Origin of the sequence: Amycolatopsis mongoliensis, from assembly GCF_030285665.1 — a bacterium.
Lineage (GTDB): Bacteria > Actinomycetota > Actinomycetes > Mycobacteriales > Pseudonocardiaceae > Amycolatopsis > Amycolatopsis mongoliensis.
The window spans coordinates 5,346,702-5,363,842 of sequence record NZ_CP127295.1 but is presented as its reverse complement, the minus strand read 5'-3'; the positions used below and the strand labels follow the sequence as shown (position 1 = coordinate 5,363,842).

16 protein-coding genes are annotated in these 17,141 nt (G+C 72.1%); 6 read left to right on the top strand and 10 right to left on the bottom strand.

The window, feature by feature from the left end; genetic code table 11:
* Positions 1 to 3 precede the first annotated feature (3 nt).
* Positions 4 to 456, bottom strand: coding sequence for a roadblock/LC7 domain-containing protein (locus tag QRX60_RS26185; RefSeq protein WP_155542171.1), 453 nt, complete (start codon positions 454 to 456; stop codon positions 4 to 6).
* A complete protein-coding gene (locus tag QRX60_RS26180; RefSeq protein WP_286003698.1) occupies positions 453 to 4,157 on the bottom strand; it encodes a sensor histidine kinase in 3,705 nt (1,234 codons plus the stop codon). Before QRX60_RS26180 ends, QRX60_RS26185 begins: the two co-directional genes overlap by 4 nt.
* A gap of 1,022 nt (positions 4,158 to 5,179) precedes the next feature.
* Here QRX60_RS26180 and QRX60_RS26175 point away from each other — a divergent pair.
* Both QRX60_RS26175 and QRX60_RS26170 read left to right on the top strand, forming a co-directional pair.
* Positions 5,180 to 5,617, top strand: coding sequence for a DUF485 domain-containing protein (locus QRX60_RS26175; protein ID WP_286003417.1), 438 nt, complete (start codon positions 5,180 to 5,182; stop codon positions 5,615 to 5,617).
* Positions 5,614 to 7,206, top strand: coding sequence for a solute symporter family protein (locus QRX60_RS26170; protein WP_286003416.1), 1,593 nt, complete (start codon positions 5,614 to 5,616; stop codon positions 7,204 to 7,206). The genes QRX60_RS26175 and QRX60_RS26170 overlap by 4 nt, the downstream gene beginning before the upstream one ends.
* Before the next feature lie 18 nt (positions 7,207 to 7,224).
* Here the strand turns inward: QRX60_RS26170 and QRX60_RS26165 are convergent, their stop codons facing one another.
* Positions 7,225 to 7,791 carry a TetR/AcrR family transcriptional regulator gene (locus tag QRX60_RS26165; RefSeq protein WP_286003415.1) on the bottom strand — a complete coding sequence of 189 codons (567 nt, stop codon included), beginning with the start codon at positions 7,789 to 7,791 and terminating at the stop codon, positions 7,225 to 7,227.
* A gap of 136 nt (positions 7,792 to 7,927) precedes the next feature.
* On the opposite strand from QRX60_RS26165, the gene QRX60_RS26160 reads away from it, so the two are divergent.
* Positions 7,928 to 9,361 carry an MFS transporter gene (locus QRX60_RS26160; RefSeq protein ID WP_286003414.1) on the top strand — a complete coding sequence of 478 codons (1,434 nt, stop codon included), beginning with the start codon at positions 7,928 to 7,930 and terminating at the stop codon, positions 9,359 to 9,361.
* Here the strand turns inward: QRX60_RS26160 and QRX60_RS26155 are convergent.
* From QRX60_RS26155 to QRX60_RS26135, 5 genes are all read right to left on the bottom strand, one after another.
* Positions 9,339 to 9,683, bottom strand: coding sequence for a DUF3817 domain-containing protein (locus QRX60_RS26155; RefSeq protein WP_286003413.1), 345 nt, complete (start codon positions 9,681 to 9,683; stop codon positions 9,339 to 9,341). The two genes, QRX60_RS26160 and QRX60_RS26155, sit on opposite strands and share 23 nt — an antisense overlap.
* 10 nt (positions 9,684 to 9,693) lie before the next feature.
* Complete coding sequence (locus tag QRX60_RS26150; protein ID WP_286003412.1) at positions 9,694 to 10,098, bottom strand: hypothetical protein; 405 nt, start codon at positions 10,096 to 10,098, stop codon at positions 9,694 to 9,696.
* A gap of 225 nt (positions 10,099 to 10,323) precedes the next feature.
* Positions 10,324 to 11,244 (bottom strand): lytic transglycosylase domain-containing protein, encoded by a 921-nt coding sequence (locus QRX60_RS26145; RefSeq protein WP_286003411.1) that lies wholly within the window; start codon positions 11,242 to 11,244, stop codon positions 10,324 to 10,326.
* Positions 11,245 to 11,366: 122 nt separating this feature from the next.
* The gene (locus QRX60_RS26140; RefSeq protein ID WP_285483327.1) at positions 11,367 to 11,849 is read right to left on the bottom strand and encodes a helix-turn-helix transcriptional regulator; all 483 of its coding nucleotides are present in this window, start codon (positions 11,847 to 11,849) and stop codon (positions 11,367 to 11,369) included.
* Positions 11,850 to 12,210: 361 nt separating this feature from the next.
* Positions 12,211 to 12,366, bottom strand: coding sequence for a hypothetical protein (locus QRX60_RS26135; RefSeq protein WP_285483651.1), 156 nt, complete (start codon positions 12,364 to 12,366; stop codon positions 12,211 to 12,213).
* 135 nt (positions 12,367 to 12,501) lie between these two features.
* Here QRX60_RS26135 and QRX60_RS26130 point away from each other — a divergent pair, with 135 nt between their 5' ends.
* Both QRX60_RS26130 and QRX60_RS26125 read left to right on the top strand, forming a co-directional pair.
* Positions 12,502 to 13,275 carry a crotonase/enoyl-CoA hydratase family protein gene (locus QRX60_RS26130; RefSeq protein WP_286003410.1) on the top strand — a complete coding sequence of 258 codons (774 nt, stop codon included), beginning with the start codon at positions 12,502 to 12,504 and terminating at the stop codon, positions 13,273 to 13,275.
* A 254-nt stretch (positions 13,276 to 13,529) separates the two neighbouring features.
* Positions 13,530 to 14,060, top strand: a complete 531-nt coding sequence (locus tag QRX60_RS26125) for a GNAT family N-acetyltransferase (protein ID WP_286003409.1) — start codon at positions 13,530 to 13,532, stop codon at positions 14,058 to 14,060.
* On the opposite strand, the gene QRX60_RS26120 is transcribed toward QRX60_RS26125, so the two are convergent.
* Both QRX60_RS26120 and QRX60_RS26115 read right to left on the bottom strand, forming a co-directional pair.
* Complete coding sequence (locus tag QRX60_RS26120; RefSeq protein ID WP_286003408.1) at positions 14,057 to 15,193, bottom strand: CaiB/BaiF CoA transferase family protein; 1,137 nt, start codon at positions 15,191 to 15,193, stop codon at positions 14,057 to 14,059. The genes QRX60_RS26125 and QRX60_RS26120 overlap by 4 nt on opposite strands.
* Positions 15,194 to 15,206: 13 nt before the next feature.
* Positions 15,207 to 16,358, bottom strand: a complete 1,152-nt coding sequence (locus QRX60_RS26115; protein ID WP_286003407.1) for an acyl-CoA dehydrogenase family protein — start codon at positions 16,356 to 16,358, stop codon at positions 15,207 to 15,209.
* Between the two features lie 94 nt (positions 16,359 to 16,452).
* On the opposite strand from QRX60_RS26115, the gene QRX60_RS26110 reads away from it, so the two are divergent.
* Positions 16,453 to 17,070: a TetR/AcrR family transcriptional regulator gene (locus QRX60_RS26110; RefSeq protein WP_286003406.1), complete on the top strand. Its 618-nt coding sequence runs from the start codon at positions 16,453 to 16,455 to the stop codon at positions 17,068 to 17,070.
* Positions 17,071 to 17,141: the final 71 nt, after the last annotated feature.

Below are 17,141 nucleotides of genomic sequence, written 5' to 3'. Positions count from 1 at the left end.
CCATCATCCCACCGGTTCGCCGATCAGCGACCCACCCGAGCCTTGAAGCTGGGCGCGCAGCTCCGGGGTGAGGATCTGGCCGACCCGGTCGACGAGCATCGTCATCTCGTAGGCGACCTGCCCGATGTCGCAGTTCGGGGCGGCGAGCACGGCCAGGCAGGACCCGTCGCTGATCGACATCAGCACCATGATCCCCAGCTCCATCTCGACGACGGTCTCGTTGACCGCCCCCGCCTCGAAGCACCGGGCGGCGCCCTGGGTGAGGCTGACCAGGCCGGAGGCGACCGCGGCGAGCTGGTCGGCCCGGTCGAGCGGAAGCCGGTTCGACGCACTCAGCAGCAACCCGTCCGCCGAGACGACCACGGCGTGAGCCACGCCGGGCACCCGCTCCGCGAAGTCGTTGATCAGCCAGCCGAACTGGTTCTGCGGCGGCTGTGCGCTACTCGGCGAGGTCATTCACCCTCCAGTGTCTCGTGGTTGGTCTCGGCCCGCGCGGTGCGGTGGCGTCCGCGCTCGATGCCCTGCTGGAAGCTTCGCAGGCGGCCGCGCACGTCGTGTGCGTCCCGTTGTGGTCGGGGGGCCGTGGCCCCGCTGGGCGGTCCGGCGCTGCCCGGGAGCAGCTGCTCCCCGCGACGGCGCCGGGGCAATCCTGCCGAAGTGAACGTGGCGGGTGCCGACTGGGACACCGCTTGCACCGCCCGCCAGCCGTCGTCGGTGCCGAAGTTCCACTCGGCGGTGGCCTCCACGGCGGACTCTTCCTGCCGCGGAGCCGGGGCTTCCGGGACGGCGGCGCCCCGGCGGGACGGCAGCACGGAGGGCGCCTCGGCGGGACGGCCGGCGCTGCCCGGACGGGGACGCTGCCCCTGCTCCTGAGCGGCGGGGGCCGGCCGGCCCGGCTGCGGCAGGCCGTTCGGCTGGGCCGCGCCGGGCTGCTGCGGTCCTTGCTGTCCTCGTCGCGGCAGGCCGTTCGGCTGGGACGCGGCACCTTGCTGCGGCTCGGCCGCCTGCCCGCCCGGCTGGCGCAGCGCGCCCGGCTGGAGCCCCTGCGCGAACGACTGCTGCTGCGGAACGGCCTCCGGCGGCGACGAGGCATCCGGCTGAGCCGCGGCCGCGGCCGCTCCCCGCTGCGGAGTCTCCTGCTGCGCATCCGGCTGGGCGGGTGTCCGGGGCTGCCCGGCAGCCGTCGCGCCCGGCTGGAACGCCGACCCCGCCTGCGCCGGCGTCTGCGGCTGCCCGGCTCCTTGCTGGTCCGCGGCCGGCTGGGCGGTCCCCGGCCGGGTCGCTGCCTGCTGGTTCGCCGCCGCCCGGCGCGCCTGCTGGCGGCCCCGGGTCACGCCCTGCTGGAAGCTGCTCAGCCGCCCGCGCACGTCCGCCGGGTCGCGGACCGGCAGGTCGGACCGGGCCGGTGCCGGGGCCGCGGGGGCCGCCGGCGCCGAGGTCGCGCTGCCCGGCATGAGCTGCTCGCCGCGGCGGCGCCGGGGCAGGCCCGCCTCGGTGAACGCCGTCGGCTCGACCTTCGTGACCGCCTGGACCGTGCGGAAGTTCTCGTCGCTCGCGAAGTCCCAGCTGCGTGCTTCCCGCGGCTCGGCGGCCGCCTTCTCCGGAGCCGCTTCTTCCGCGGCGGCCGGCTCCGAGTCCGGCTCCTCCGCCGTGGCGGCCGGCTTCTCGGCGGGCTTGTCCTCGCGGAACCACGCCGACAGCATCTCGTCGAAGATCGGCGTCGTCTCCGAGCGGTCCGGCGCCGGGGTGGGCGCCGAGGCCGGCTCCGGCTCCGGCTTCGCGGTTGCCTGGCGCCACCAGTCGCTGAGCGTCGTTTCGTTGGCGGAGAACAGGTCCTTGCCCGCCGGCAGGACACCGGACCGGGGCGGGTCCACCGGCGGGACCGCGGGCACCGGCGGCAGCGTCGGGGGCTGCGGCGGGGCCTCGTCGTCCTTCGGCAGCGGTGCGAACAGCGCGGTCCCGGAGATCTCCAGGTCCGACGGCGGGCGGACGCCGGAGGGCCCGTGGCCGTTCGTCAGCCCGGCGAGGTCGCTCGCCGACGGCCAGCGCTCCTCCCCCATCGCCGGCTGCTGCGGGACCATCGGCCGCGGCCGGTGGTTGCCGTTGACCTGGCGACGCGGCAGCGGGTTGCCCGCCGCGGGGCTCGCCGGGTGCTGCTGCAGCGCGCCGATCGGGCCCGTCTTCGGGCCGTCGGTCACCGCCATCACCAGGTCCGGCGGGACGACGACCGTGGCGCGGACACCGACGATGTCCTTGCCGCCGTGCAGCGAGACCCCGATCCGGTGCCGGCTGGCCAGCCGGCCGACGACGAACAGGCCCATCCGGCGCGAGGTGGCCAGGTCGACGGACCCGGCCTCGGTCAGCCGCGTGTTCGCCTCGGAGACCTCGGCCTCGTTCATGCCGATGCCCTTGTCGAGGATGTCGATGTTGAGCGAGCCGTCCTCGCCCAGCCGCGACGCCACGGTCACGCTCGTCTCCGGCGCGGAGAAGGCCGTCGCGTTGTCCAGCAGCTCGGCGACCAGGCGCATCAGGTCGCTCGCGGCGTAGCCGACGATCCGGGCCGGGGGCGGCGGCTGGACCTGGACCCGCTGGTACTGCTCGATCTCCGACACCGCGGCGCGGAGCATGTCGGTGGTGCCGACCGGCTTGCCGGACCGGCGGCCCGGCTCGGCGCCGGAGAGCACCATCAGGTTCTCGTTGTTGCGCCGCATCCGGGTGGCGAGGTGGTCGAGCTGGAACAGCGTGGCCAGCTGGTCGGCGTCCTCTTCGTCCCGCTCCAGCTGCTCGATCAGCTGCAGCTGCCGCTGCACCAGGCTCTGGCTGCGCCGCGACAGGTTGACGAAGACGCTGCCGAAGCCGGTGCGCATCGCGGCCTGCTCGGTCGCCAGCCGCAGCGCCTGGTGGTGCACCTTGTCGAAGGCCCGCGCCACCTCGCCGACCTCGTCCTCGGTCTGCACCGGCACCGGCACGACGGCCGTGCCCTGCGCCCGGCCCTCCTGGATGTTGCGGACCGCTTCGGGCAGCGCGGTCTCGGCGACGTCGAGGGCGCTGCGCCGCAGCGCCTTCAGCGAGCGCAGCAGCTGCCGGGTGATGAGGAAGACGACCGCGACGGCGAGCACCATCGTGGCGAACAGCAGCACCGCGAGCAGGCCCGCCCCGCTGCTGGCGTCGTCGACCAGCTGCGCCGAGGTGGCCGACGCCGACGCGCCGAGCCGGTCGGCGACCTGGCCGATCTGCGTCCGCATCGCCGCGGACGCGGTGTTCCAATCGGCCGCCGACAGGGTGCGGAAGGCGTCGTTCACCGCGTTTCCCTGCGCGTTCAGCACCGACTCGACCATCCGGGCCCGGCTCTGCGCCTGCGTGCCCTCGGCGATCGCCGCGAAGTCGCGCTGCAGCGTGTCGCCCGCCGCGGAACGGAAGTCGACGAGCCGGTCGGCCAGCCGCAGCTCGGCGGCGCGCAGCGTGGCCAGCTCGCTCGGCGTGAGCGCGGAGCGGGCGATGCCGTAGGAGACCAGTGCCTGGCTGACCGACACCTGCTCGCCCGCGACGAGCAGCTCGTGCAGCCCGGCGGGAGTGCCGCCGAGGGTGCCGTCGCCGGCGCCCGCGGTCGCCGCCGTGTCGAGGCCGATCAACGAGCCGGTGATGCCGGAGTAGGCAGTCACGGCCTGGGCCGGGTCGAGCTGACCGCCGTCGACCTGGCGGCGGAGGAAGCCGAGGTTGTTGACCTGCGCGGTGGCCGCGCCGGCGGCCCCGGCCACGCCGGGTTCGGCCTCGCCGGCACGCGCCTGCGCCGCGGTGAACGGGCCGACCACGGCGTCGGTCGCCTTGCGGGCCGCGGCCAGCCCGGGCGTGCCCCCGACGGTGCCGTCCGTCAGCATCGCCGCGGTGACCGTGCGCTCCTGCTGCAGCGCGCCGGTGAGCGCCCGTGTCTGGTCGCCGAGCGCGACGAGCCGGTCGAGCCGCTGGTACTCGTCCGAGCGGCCGACCTGGCCGGCGATCGTCGTGATGCCGAGCACCAGCGCCAGGACGATGGGGACGACGGTGACGGCCGAAAGCTTGACGGGCAGGCTCCAGTCGCGCCACCGCACGAGGGCGCGCCACGCGTCCTTGCCCTTGGACCGCCGGGGTGCTCGGCCGAGCAGCTCCCCCACGGGCACCTGACCTTCTCCTGCAACGGTCACGTGAGTGACTCCCTGTCCGGCGTCATGGATCCGCGTCGGCGGCGTGGCGTCCCGGCTCGCGGCGGGCCGCCGGACGGTCGTGCCGTCCGCACCCTGCCGCGTCCCCGGTGTCCTCGCTCGTCCCCGGCCGCCCGGCCGGCCGCGCGCCCGTCGCCGGGCAGGCACCGTCCCGAAGTCCCGTGCAAGGGACAGTGCACGTGCACGGCGCAACTTGCGTTCTGCACGGTCGTCGAGATCAACTTTATCGGCGCCAATCGATCGCTGCGGTCAGCTGGGCCAAAGAATCGTACCCCCGACACCCGGACGGTCAATTTTGTTCCTCGCTCGGGCCCTGACCTGCGAAAAGCTCTTTCCGCGCCGAGAACTGCCCCCGACATTCGACCTCGCCGCCACCGAAGAGGGAATTCCGGTTACCGGATGAGCCTCACCCAGGCATCCGGCCGTCACCCGATTAGCCCATGCAGGGCAGCATAGTACCTCGGATGATCTACACTCTGTACCCCCATCGAGTGGGTCAAGTCTCAAGATGTGCCCGATGTTGTGGCGTTGCGCGCCACCGTGCCCCGACCTGGTGATTTCTTTCGAGACTGCGCGCTGACCAGTGGATCTTCGCCACCACGCCCGCACCCGGGCGACACTCTCCGAGGCGATGTGAGCGTTCCCGACCACTCCGCGTGACCAGCGCGGATCAACCCCCGCCCGGATTAGCTCGTTCGCCGCAGCACGCCGCCGGATGCGACAACGTGGCGTCACAATTCTTTTCATCATTACGGGTGATCTGCCCGTGATCCATGAAGCACTACTCCATTCGACACTTTCGACGAGAAATCGAATACCTCGCCTTCCGCGCGGCCTGGACCGACCGGCCGCTGTCGATGTCCGCCGGACGGGCTAGTTACGATGTTCGCCTCGCAGTCCGCAAGGGCGGCCCGGCGCCCTGTCCGCAGGCACCCGGAGCCCGCCGCCGCCACGGAGGCACCCTGCCGGAGGCAACCCACATGTACGACGTCGCGCGCCCCGCGGCGGGCAACCCCCTCGAGGAGACCGGCCAGATGCCGGCCCTGTTCACCGGGGACCGCCCGCCGGCCGCCCAGCACCGCCGGCCCGTTCCCCGCTCGGGTCCCGACTACCCCGCGATCCAGGCCAGCCGCGAGTTCGTGTCGTTGCGGCGGCGGTTCCGGGCCTTCGTCTTCCCGATGAGCTTCGCCTTCTTCGCCTGGTACATGACGTACGTGCTGCTGGCCGCCTACGCGCACGACTTCATGAGCACCAAGGTGTTCGGCCAGGTCAACGTCGGCATCCTGCTCGGCATCGGCCAGTTCGCCAGCACCGCGCTGGTCACCTGGCTCTACCTGCGCTACGCGCGCCGCCACGTCGACCCGCGCGTGGCCGAGCTGCGGGCCCGCGCCGGCCTGCCGGAAGGGACCCGCCGATGACCGCGCTCGCCGCCGAAGGCACGCCCGCCAGCAACCCGCTCGTCAACACCGCCGTCTTCGCCCTCTTCGTGGCGATCACGCTCTACGTCGTCTACCGGGCCAGCTCCCGGAACTCGTCGACGTCGGACTACTACGCCGCGGGCAGCGCGTTCACCGGGCGCCAGAACGGCATCGCGCTGTCGGGCGACTTCCTGTCGGCGGCGTCGTTCCTCGGCATCGCCGGCGCCATCGCGATGCACGGCTACGACGGCTTCCTCTACTCGATCGGCTTCCTCGTCGCGTGGCTGGTCGACCTGCTGCTGATCGCCGAGCTGCTGCGCAACACCGGCCGGTTCACGATGGGCGACGTCCTGAGCTTCCGGATGAAGCAGCGCCCGGTCCGCGCGGCGGCGGCGACGTCGACGCTGGTCATCTCCTTCTTCTACATGCTGGCGCAGATGGCCGGCGCCGGCGGCCTGGTGGCGCTGCTGCTGAACGTCCACTCCAAGCTCGGCCAGGCACTGGTGATCGGCGTCGTCGGGCTGGTCATGGTGCTGTACGTGCTGGTCGGCGGGATGAAGGGCACCACGTGGGTGCAGATCATCAAGGCGGCCATCCTGCTGCTGTGCGGCGCGCTGCTCACGGTGTTCCTGTTCGGCAAGTTCGGCTTCTCGTTCTCGAACCTGCTCTCCTCGGCGGCGGAGAACAGCCCGCTCGGCGACAAGCTCCTCGAGCCGGGCGGCTCGTACGGCAAGAACGGCACCACCAAGCTCGACTTCGTGTCCCTGGCCCTGGCCCTGGTGCTCGGCGCGGCGGCGCTGCCGCACGTGCTGATGCGCTTCTACACGGTGCCGAACTCCCGCGAGGCCCGCCGCTCGGTGGTGTGGGCGACGGCGTGCATGTTCCTGTTCTACCTGTGCACGCTGGTGATCGGCTTCGGCGCGGCCGCGCTGGTCGGCGCCGACGAGATCAAGGCCGCGCCCGGCGGGGAGAACTCGGCGGCGCCGCTGCTGGCCCTGCACGTCGGCGGGACGCTGCTGCTGGGCATCATCGCCGCGGTGGCGTTCGCGACGATCCTCGCGGTGGTGGCCGGGCTGACGATCACCGCGTCGGCCTCCTTCGCCCACGACGTGTACGCGAACATCTTCAAGCGGGGCAAGGCGGAGCCGGCGGACGAGGTCCGGGTGGCGCGGCTGACCGCGATCGTGGTCGGGGCGCTGGCCATCGTCGGCGGCGTCCTCGCGAACGGGCAGAACATCGCGTTCCTGGTGGCGCTGGCGTTCGCGGTGGCGGCGTCGGCGAACCTGTCGACGCTGCTGTACTCGCTGTTCTGGAAGCGGTTCAACACGACGGGCACGCTTTGGGGCATCTACGGCGGCCTGATCGCTTCGCTGCTGCTGGTGCTCTTCTCGCCGGTCGTCTCGGGCGCCCCGGACGCGATCTTCAAGAGCATCGACTTCGCCTTCTTCCCGCTGAAGAACCCGGGCCTGGTGTCGATCCCGTTCTCGTTCCTCTGCGGGTTCGTCGGCACCCTGGTCGGCAAGCCGAAGGCGGACCTGGAGAAGCACGCGGAGATGGAGGTCCGGTCCCTCACCGGGATCGGCAGCTGATCCCCCGGACGGCCTGCGTCACGCGCGCAGGCCGTCCAGGATCACGTCCAGCACGCGCCTGCCGTCTTCCGGGCTGCAGTTGCGCACCGCCATGCCGGCGCCGTGGCCCAGGCGCAGCACGTCCGCGCCGACGACGTCCCGGCGGATGAGGCCCGCCTCCCGGGCGGCGTCGACCAGGACCCCGGTCGCCGCGCGCAGGCGTTTCTGGCAGTACTGGAAGGTTTCCGAGCCCGAGTCGATCGACTCCTTGAGGATCGTGGCCAGCTTGTGCCGCTCCACGACCCAGGTGACCTGCTCGATCAGCCACGCCTCGAGCGCCTCCCACGGCGGCAGCTCCTCGTGCAGCACGTACGCGCGGTCGGCCAGCACCTCGATCTCGTCGCGGTAGACCGCTTCGAACAGCTTCTCGCGGGTCGGGAAGTGCCGGTAGAGCGTGCCGGCTCCGACGCCCGCCTTCTTGGCGACGTCGTCGAGCGGCACGTCGGCGCCCTGCGCGGTGAAGAGGTCCTTCGCCGTCGCGACGATGCGCTCGTAGTTGCGCCGCGCGTCCGCCCGCATCGGACGCTCCGTGTCCCCGCCCGGCATCCCGGCCTCCTCGCCACTTAACCGGAGAGATTCTCCGAATTCACTTGCGCATCCGGAGACGCTCTCCATATTATCGGATCGCACCCAAGTGGAGAAACTCTCCATTTACCTTCGTACTCCTTGGGGGGAGTATCCCTTGTCCCAGCAAACGATCGATCCTGCGGTCGAGCCTGCCCGGGCCCGCCGCAGCGGGCTGGTCCTCGCGATCATCCTCACCTGCCAGCTCATGCTCATCCTCGACGCGACCGTGATGAACGTCGCGCTCCCGCGCATCCAGGCCGACCTGGGATTTTCGGCGACCGGGCTGTCCTGGGTGATGACCGCCTACAGCCTGGTCTTCGGCGGTCTCCTCCTGCTCGGCGGCCGCGCCGGCGACCTGTTCGGGCGGCGCCGGATGTTCGTCGCGGGCACCGCCGTGTTCACCCTCGCCTCCCTGGCCGGCGGTCTCGCCGACTCGGCCACGCTGCTCATCGCCGCCCGCGTCCTGCAGGGCGTCGGCGCCGCGATGGCGGGCCCGAGCACGTTGGCGCTGGTCACGACGACGTTCACCGAAACCAAGGCCCGCGTCCGGGCGCTGTCGCTGTTCTCCGCCATGGCCAGCGGCGGGTTCGCGATCGGCCTGATCGTCGGCGGCCTGCTCACCGAGTGGATCTCGTGGCGCGCGGCGCTGTTCATCAACGTCCCGTTCGGCCTCGCGATCGTGCTTCTCGCGCCGCGGTTCGTGCCCGAACCGGAGCGCCGGCCCGCGCACCTCGACCTGCCCGGCGCGATCACCGGCACCCTCGGCGTCGGCTCGCTCGTGTTCGCCTTCACCCACGCGGCTTCCGACGGCTGGGGCAACCCGGTGACGCTCGGCTCGCTGGCCGGCGGCCTGGCGCTGCTCACCGCGTTCGTCGCGATCGAGGCCCGCACCGCCATGCCGCTGGTCCCGCTCCGGCTGTTCGCCGATCGCAATCGCAGCGCGGCCTACGTCAACTTCTTCCTCGGCCCGATGGCCATGATGTCGATGTTCTTCTTCCTCACCCAGTTCATGCAGGACATCCGGCACTTCGCCGCGCTGGCCACCGGCTTCGCGTTCCTGCCGATGGCGGCGCTGATCTTCACGATGAGCCGGCTCGTGCCGCGGCTGCTCCCGCGCTACGGCCCGAAGCCGCTGGCCATCACCGGATCGCTGCTCATGGTCTGCGGCGTCGCCTGGCTCGCCCTGCTCACGACGGACAGCGCGTACTTCCCCGCGTTGCTGGGGCCACTGCTGCTGATGGGGCTCGGCGGCGGGCTCGCGTTCGCGCCGCTCAACGTGATCGTGATGGCCACCGTGCCCACCGAGGACGCGGGCGCGGCGGGTGGCGTGCTGCAGACGATGCAGCAGGTCGGCAGCACGCTCGGCCTGGGTGTCCTGATCACGGTGTTCGGGTCGGCGACCCGCTCGGCGGCCACGGCCGGCACGACCGGGCCGCAACTGGTGGTGGACGGCATGACCTCGGCGTTCGCCACGGCCGCGGTGTTCGCGGCGGGCACGTGCCTGGTGGCGCTGACGTTCCGGCGCGTTACAGCTTCTGCCCGGCCTTGACCCGGTGCGTCACCCGGCGCTCGACGAGGAACGAGACGAACGGGACGCAGCCGGCCAGCAGCACGAGCACGGTGCCCTTGATCGACCAGCGGGCCTTGATCGCCAGGTCGATGGTCAGCACCAGGTAGATCATGTACAGCACGCCGTGGATCGGTGAGTAGACCGCCGACGGGGTCGGGTTGCCGAAGGCGTAGCGCAGCACCATCACGAAGCAGAGGCCGAGCAGGCCCACGCCGGTGACGTAGGCGGCGGTGCGGAACCGGACCAGGGGGCCGGCGAGCGGCACCGCGGTCTGGGCGGCGCCTTCGGTGCTGGTGGTCATCGGGAGGTCCTCACTCTGCGGCCTGCTGGTCGCGGGCGTTCAGCTCGCGCAGGTATCGGTTGTACGCGGCCAGCTCCTCGTCCTCGTCCGACAGCGGCGCCTGCGCGCCGGGACGGGGGCGGGGGGCGGGCACCTCGGCGACGGGGGCCGGCGTCGGGCGTTCGTCCGCCGTCCCTTCGGCCTCGGCCTTGTGCCGGAGCTGGCGGATCCGCCAGAACATGAAGGCCGGGAACAGCCCGAAGAGCGGCCACTGCAGGACGTAGCCGAGGTTCTGGAAGGTGCCGTTCGCCGAGGTGAAGCGGTCCCACTGCCACCAGGCGAGCCCGCAGCAGACGAGCAGGCTCACCAGGCAGGTCGCGACGATCGCGATCCGGCGTCCCCAGAGGGAAGCCGCCGGCGGAGGGGAAGCTGGCACGGTTCGACGCTAGCACTGGACGGCTGAGGGCCGGCCGCCGACCGCGTGCCGGGTGGCGTCGCTCTCAGCCCGGGCCGGGGCGGGTTTACGGGGCCTTGACCGCGCTTTTCCCCAGCCCCGCCCGATTGTGGACAACTCGGCCGGGCTGCGGCGGGATCGGGCTCCTTGTCGGGAGCCGCCGATAGAATGGATCCGGGGTCAGCCCCCTGGGACGGGCGGGGCCCGTCAGCCCTGCTTGCGCACCGACTGGGCCGCCTTCGCGTACCCGTCCGCCAAGCCGAACACCTTCTGCGCGTACTCCGTCGAGTTGTTGTACGACAGGATCCCCGCCCACCACCCCGCCGGGCTGGCCATGTCCCGCCCGCCCGCGCACAGGTACCGCGCCGCCGCCAGCGCGGCGTCGTCGATCTGCTGGGGGTCGCCGAGGCCGTCGCCGTTGCCGTCCGAGGCCCACTTGCGCCACGTGCTCGGGATGAACTGCATCGGCCCGACCGCGCGATCGACCCCCGCGTCACCGTCGTAGCGGCCGCCGTCGGTGTCGCCGATCGCCTGGACGCCCGCGGAGCCGTCGAGCGGGACGCCGACGATCGGCTTCGACGGCCGGCCGTCCGCGCCGAGCACCGCGCCCGCGTACTGGCCGTGGTTGGACTCGATCCGGCCGATGCCGGCGAGCGTGGCCCACGAAATCCGACACTTCGGCTGGTCCGCGCGCATCGCCAGCTCGGCGTTGCCGTAGGCCTGCAGCGCCCGCGCCGGGACCCCGCTGGCTCCGGCGACCTGGCTCGCCCACTGCGAGAGCGTCGCCGGGCCGGTGCTGCGGGACTGCGCCTGCTGGGGGGACGTCTGCTGCTCGGCCCCGCCCGCGACCGCACCCCCGGCCGGGGCGACCGACCCGGGCCGGACGTCGGCCGCCTTGACCTGCAGGGCGGGGATTTCGGTGGTGAGCGGGCTCGCCTCCGGCGTCGACGCGCGGGTGACGAGCCAGATCCCGCCGCCGGCCACGGCCAGCACGGCGAGGACCACGGTCAGCCGGGTGAGCACCGCGACACTCGCGGAGCGCGGCGCCGGTGCCGGTGCGGCGGGGGCGGCTTCCTCGACGCTCGCGTCGACGGGGTCGTCCTCGTTCTTTCCGGTCCTGGTGCGCACGAAACTCCGGTCCTCCAGCGTGGTGTCGACGAACTGTCAACGAGCCCGCGCAGGTTAGCGTTACGCGGGTCGTCCCCATCGACTCACCACGCCGGTTCACCCGGCCGGGTGGAAGCGTCTCGTCAGGCGGACTTCTGCTGCCGCGCGAGCCGCGCGACGCACCAGGCCGGGGCACTGCCGCGGCGGAGGTGCTGCAGGACGGTCATCGGCCCGAGCCGGCGGCTCAGGTCGGACGGCGCGAGCCCGGCCGCCCGGTAGTCGAGGGCCCGCTGGTCGAGCGGGCTGAGTCCGGCGTCCCACCACTCCTCGGCCTCGGCGACGCCGCCGACCATCTGCCACCAGCCCGCGGCGGCGGTGAGCAGCTCTTCCGGCACTTCCGGCAGCCGGCGCCGCATCGCGTCGAGGTAGCCGGGGTCGGCCGACTCGACCGGGACGAACCGCTGCTGCCCGGACCGGGCCCGCTGACCCGGGATGCCCGGAGCCTGCGCAGGCGCGTCGGCCAGCCACGCGGACGCGATGCGGTCGACCTCCTGCTCTTCGGGGGTCTGCTCGCGCTCGGCGGCCCATTGCCGGATCAGCGCGTCCACTCCGGGATCTCCGGTCATCCCTGCCTCCTTGTAGGTCCCCGACGGACAGGCCCTGACACCTGTCCCACGCGGTGGTGCCGCACGCACCAACCTGCACCTTGCTGAGTGGAAACTGCCTGCGTACCGGGGTTCTCCGGGGGGATGGCGAACCACCCGATCACGCAATGTGAGCACCGTAGGGCCGGGGTGGTCCCCTTCGCCAGACCCCGGCAGGCACGAATTCGCCGACCTGCGCGTTTTCGGCTGCAATCCACCCGGATGGTCGAGTCTCCAGTCCGAAATCCGAGATTCGTGACACTCAGTGATTTACCGTCCGCTAACACACAGGGTGACGGCCGGCGCCGCCCGATGCGGTGCCGGTCAGAGGGTTTTCCGGTGGTCAGGAGAAGAGCGAGCGGAAGAACGTCACGATCGCTTCGGCGCCGTCCTTGAGCCAGCCGAGGACGCGGTGCACGAAGTCGGCGGACTGGGTGGGCTGGGTGATCAGGAAGAAGAGCACGAGCGCGACCACGCCGACGATGAGAACTTTCTTCATGCCGCTCGACATGTGCTTCCTCCCCGGCTCGCCGTCCCCGTCCTGGGAGTGGCCACGCCAATACTCTAGGGAAGGCGTGCCCTGAAGACACCCCGATCAACCCCCGATCACCCCGACCGGCCCCGAGGAGCGGCGATGACCCGGAACGTGCAGGTCGAGCGGGATGGCGAAGTGACGACGGTCACCATCGACCGCCCGGCCGCCCGCAACGCCGTCGACGGGCCGACCGCGGCCGAGCTCGCCGAGGCGTTCCGCGAGTTCGACGCGGACCCCGGCGCCGCCGTCGCGGTGCTCACCGGATCGGGTGGCGCGTTCTGCGCGGGCGCGGACCTCAAGGCGATCGGCACCGACCGGATGAACCGCACCCACCCGGACGGGGACGGCCCGATGGGCCCGACCCGGATGCGGCTCGGGAAGCCGGTGATCGCGGCGGTGCACGGGCACGCCGTCGCCGGCGGGCTGGAGCTGGCGCTGTGGTGCGACCTGCGGGTCGCGGACGCCACCGCGGTGTTCGGGGTGTTCTGCCGCCGCTGGGGAGTGCCGCTGATCGACGGCGGCACGGTCCGGCTGCCGCGGCTGATCGGCCAGTCGCGGGCGATGGACCTGATCCTGACGGGGCGGCCGGTCGAGGCCGCCGAAGCGGTGGAGATCGGCCTGGCGAACCGGCTCGTGCCGGCGGGCGAAGCGGTTTCCGCGGCCCAGGAGCTGGCGCGGCAGATCGCGGCGTTCCCCCAGGCGTGCCTGCGCGGCGACCGGCTCTCGGCGCTCGGGCAGTGGGGGCAGTCCGAAGAGGACGCGCTCGCGGCGGAGTTCCGGGCGGCGATGGGCACGGGCGTGCTGGCGGCGGAGGCGGTCGACGGCGCGGCCCGGTTCGCGGGCGGCGAGGGCCGGCACGGCAGCTTCACGTGATCAGAGAGGCATCACATGTGCCTGGAGGGGCATCACGCGTGATTGAAGGGGCATGACGCGTGCTGGGAGGGGTATCGCGCCGATGCCCGCCCAATCACGCATGATGCCTGCCTAATCACGCATTAGGCCCGGTCGATCACGGGTGATGCCCGGCTGGTCACAGGTGATGCCTGCTCGGTCAAGGCGGATGCCTCGACCGGGTGGATCACGTGGTGGCGACCCGATTCCGGTCGCGCGGCCGATAAGGTCGCCCGATGGACGACGACGTTCCCAGAGTCGTGCTCCGGCCCGTGGCCGAAGGCGATCTCGACCTCCTGGAACAGCTGACCAACGATCCCGTCGCCGCCGGCGAGCACCAGTGGTTCGGCTGGCACGATCCCGGCTACCTGCGCCGCCGCTGGCAGGAGACCGGCATGCTCACCGCCGAGACCGGCATGCTCGTGCCGACGCTCGGCGGCCGCGTCCTCGGCCTCGTCTCCTGGCACCGCAGCCGCACCGGGCCGACGTCCTACTGCTGGAACGTGGGCCTCGTCCTGGCGCCGGAAGCGCGCGGCCACGGCTACGGCACCGAAGCCCAGCGGCTGCTCGCCGAATACCTCTTCGCCCACACCCAGCTCAACCGGGTCGAAGCGACGACCGAAGTCGACAACCGTGCCGAACAGCGCTCGCTCGAGAAAGCCGGCTTCACGCGCGAAGGTGTCCTTCGCGGCTACGGCTTCCGTGACGGCGAGTGGCGCGACACCGTCGTCTACTCGGTCGTGCGCTCCGACCTCGCCAAGAGCTAGGCGATCACCCCGGCTTCGCGCAGCGGGCCGAGGTCCGTGACGCCGAGCTCGGCGAGCACGGCTTCGGTGTCGGATCCCTTGGGGCGCGGGGCTTCCGGCGTCTCGGGCGGGGTGCGGTCGAACCGCGGTGCCGGCGCGGGCTGGACCATGCCGCCGATCTCGACGAACGTGCCGCGCGCCGCGTTGTGCGGGTGGCTCGCGGCTTCGGCGGGCGACAGCACCGGCGTCAGGCACGCGTCGGTGCCTTCGGCGCGCGCGACGAGGTCGTCGCGCGTGTGCTTGGCGATCGCGCCGGCCACGATCTCGCGCAGCTTCGGCCACTGCGACTTGTCGATGTGCAGCGGCAGTTCCGCCGGGTCCAGCTCGAGGACCTTCACCAGCGCACCCCAGAACCGCATCTCGATCGCGCCGACGGCGACGTACTTGCCGTCGGAGGTCTCGTAGGTGTCGTAGAAGGGCGCGCCGCCGTCGAGCATGTTCTCGCCGCGCTCGTCGGACCACAGACCGGCCGCCTTGATGCCGTGCAGGCTGGTGGTGAGCAGCGCCGCGCCGTCGACCATCGACGCGTCGACGACCTGGCCACGGCCCGAGGTGTTCCGTTCGTAGAGCGCCGCGAGGATGCCCATCGCCAGCAGCAGCCCGCCGCCGCCGAAGTCGCCGACGAGGTTGAGCGGCGGCACCGGCCGCTCGCCCGCGCGCCCGATCGGTTCGAGCGCGCCCGCGATGCCGATGTAGTTGATGTCGTGCCCGGCGGCCGAAGCGAGCGGACCGTCCTGGCCCCAGCCGGTCATCCGGCCGTAGACCAGCCGCGGGTTGCGGGCGTGGACGACGTCCGGGCCGAGCCCGATCCGCTCGGCGACGCCGGGCCGGAAGCCCTCGATGAGGACGTCGGCGGTGTCGCACAGCTTCAGCACCAGTTCGACGCCCTCGGGGGTCTTGGTGTTGATGCCGACCGACCGGCGGCCGCGGGCGAGGGGGTCGGTCTGGATGCCGAGCACGTCCTCCCCCGGCTTCGCGCGGTCGACGCGGACGACGTCGGCACCGAGGTCGGCGAGGATCATCGTGGCGAACGGCCCGGGTGCGAGCCCGGCCAGTTCCACCACCTTCAGGCCGCTGAGCGGACCTGCCTTCATGGTGAAGTTCCTTTCAGAGCGACCGGGAGATGATTTCCTTCATGATCTCGCTGGTACCGCCGAAGATCCGCGAGATCCGGACGTCGGCCCACGCGCGCGCGATCGGGTATTCGGTCATGTAGCCGTAGCCGCCGAAGAGCTGCACGCAGTCGTCGACCACCTTGTTGACGCGCTCGGTGGTCCACAGCTTCGCCATCGCGGCGCCCTGGACGTCGAGCTCGCCCTTGAGGTGCCGTTCGATGCACTGGTCGAGGAACGCCCGCGCGACCGCGGCCTCGGTCGCCGCCTCGGCGAGGGTGAACTTGGTGTTCTGGAAGGAAAAGATGGGCCGGCCGAACGCCGTGCGCTCCTTCGTGTACTCCAGCGTGAGGTCGACCGCCGCCTCCAGCCCGGCCACCGCGGTGACGGCGATGATCAGCCGTTCCTGGGGCAGCTGCAGCATCAGCTGGATGAAGCCCTGGCCCTCGGCGTCGCCGAGCAGGTTGGCGACCGGCACGCGGACGTCGTCGAAGAACAGCTCGGCGGTGTCCTGGCCCTTGAGGCCGACCTTGTCGAGCACGCGCCCGCGGCGGAAGCCCGGGGTGTCGGTCTCGACCACGATCAGCGAGACCCCCTGGGCGCCCGCGTCCGGGTCGGTCTTGCAGGCGACGACGACCAGGCCGGCGTGCAGGCCGTTGGTGATGAAGGTCTTCGCGCCGTTGAGGACGTAGTGGTCGCCGTCGCGCACCGCGCGGGTCTTGATGCCCTGCAGGTCGGAGCCGGTGCCGGGCTCGGTCATCGCGATGGCGCCGACCAGCTCGCCGCTGGCCATCTTCGGCAGCCACTCGCGCTTCTTCTCTTCGGAGGCGTACGCGCTCAGGTAGTGCGCGACGATTCCGTTGTGGACGGTCACGCCCCACGCGCTGTCGCCCGCGCGCGCCTGCTCTTCGTAGAGCACGGCCTCGTGCGCGAAGGTGCCGCCGCCCCCGCCGTACTCCTCGGGGATGGACAGGCAGAGCAGGCCGACGTCGCCGGCCTTGGTCCACAGCTCGCGGTCGACCTTCTTCTCGGCCGCCCAGCGCTCCTGGTGCGGGACGGCCTCCTTCTGCAGGAACGACCGCGACAGCTCGCGGAGGTCTTCGAGCTCGGTCGTGCTCCAGGAGCTCTTCGGGAGTTGAAGCGGCACGGGACCCTCCTGCTGGAAAACATGACGATCAGCATGTAAGTTCTCTGCGGAATGTACATCCGTACCGGCCTGTAGGTAAAGCAGGGAGGCCGCGGTGACCGAGACGGCGCACCGGACCCAGGCGCAGCGGCGGGAACAGACCCGCACGGCGCTGCTCGACGCCACCATCGACTGCCTCGTGGACGTCGGGTACGCGCGCACGTCGGTGCAGGAGATCTGCGCCCGCGCCGGCGTCTCGAAGGGCGCGGTGCAGCACCACTTCACCACGAAGGCCGAGCTGATGGCGGCCGCCGTCGAGCACCTGACGACGAAGCTGCGCCGCCAGCTCGCGACGTCGCTGGACGAGCTGCCCAGCGGCGGCACCGGCGTCGCCGCGGCGATCGACCTGCTCTGGGCCGGCTACTCCGGCACGCTGTCGACCGCGGTCACCGAGCTGTGGGTCGCCGCCCGCACCGATCCCGAGCTGCGCGCGGCCATCCGCCCGGTCGACCGCGCGCTCGGCCGCGCCACGCTCGAGCACGTCACCCAGGTCGCCGGCGAGCTGCCGCCCGAACGCGCGGAGATGCTGTTCTGGCTCACCGTGAACCTGACCCGCGGGCTGGCACTGGACGCCGAGCTCGGCGGCGACCCGAACCGGCGGCGGCAGCTGCTCGAGGAGTGGAAGCGGATCGCGGTCCTGCTCTACCAGGACGCCACCACTGGGCCGTCCTGACTAGCACCTGACCGCTCGCCCGCGCCAGGGCTGCGCTACCCCTTATCCCCCAGGCGGATTCGTGGTCCAAT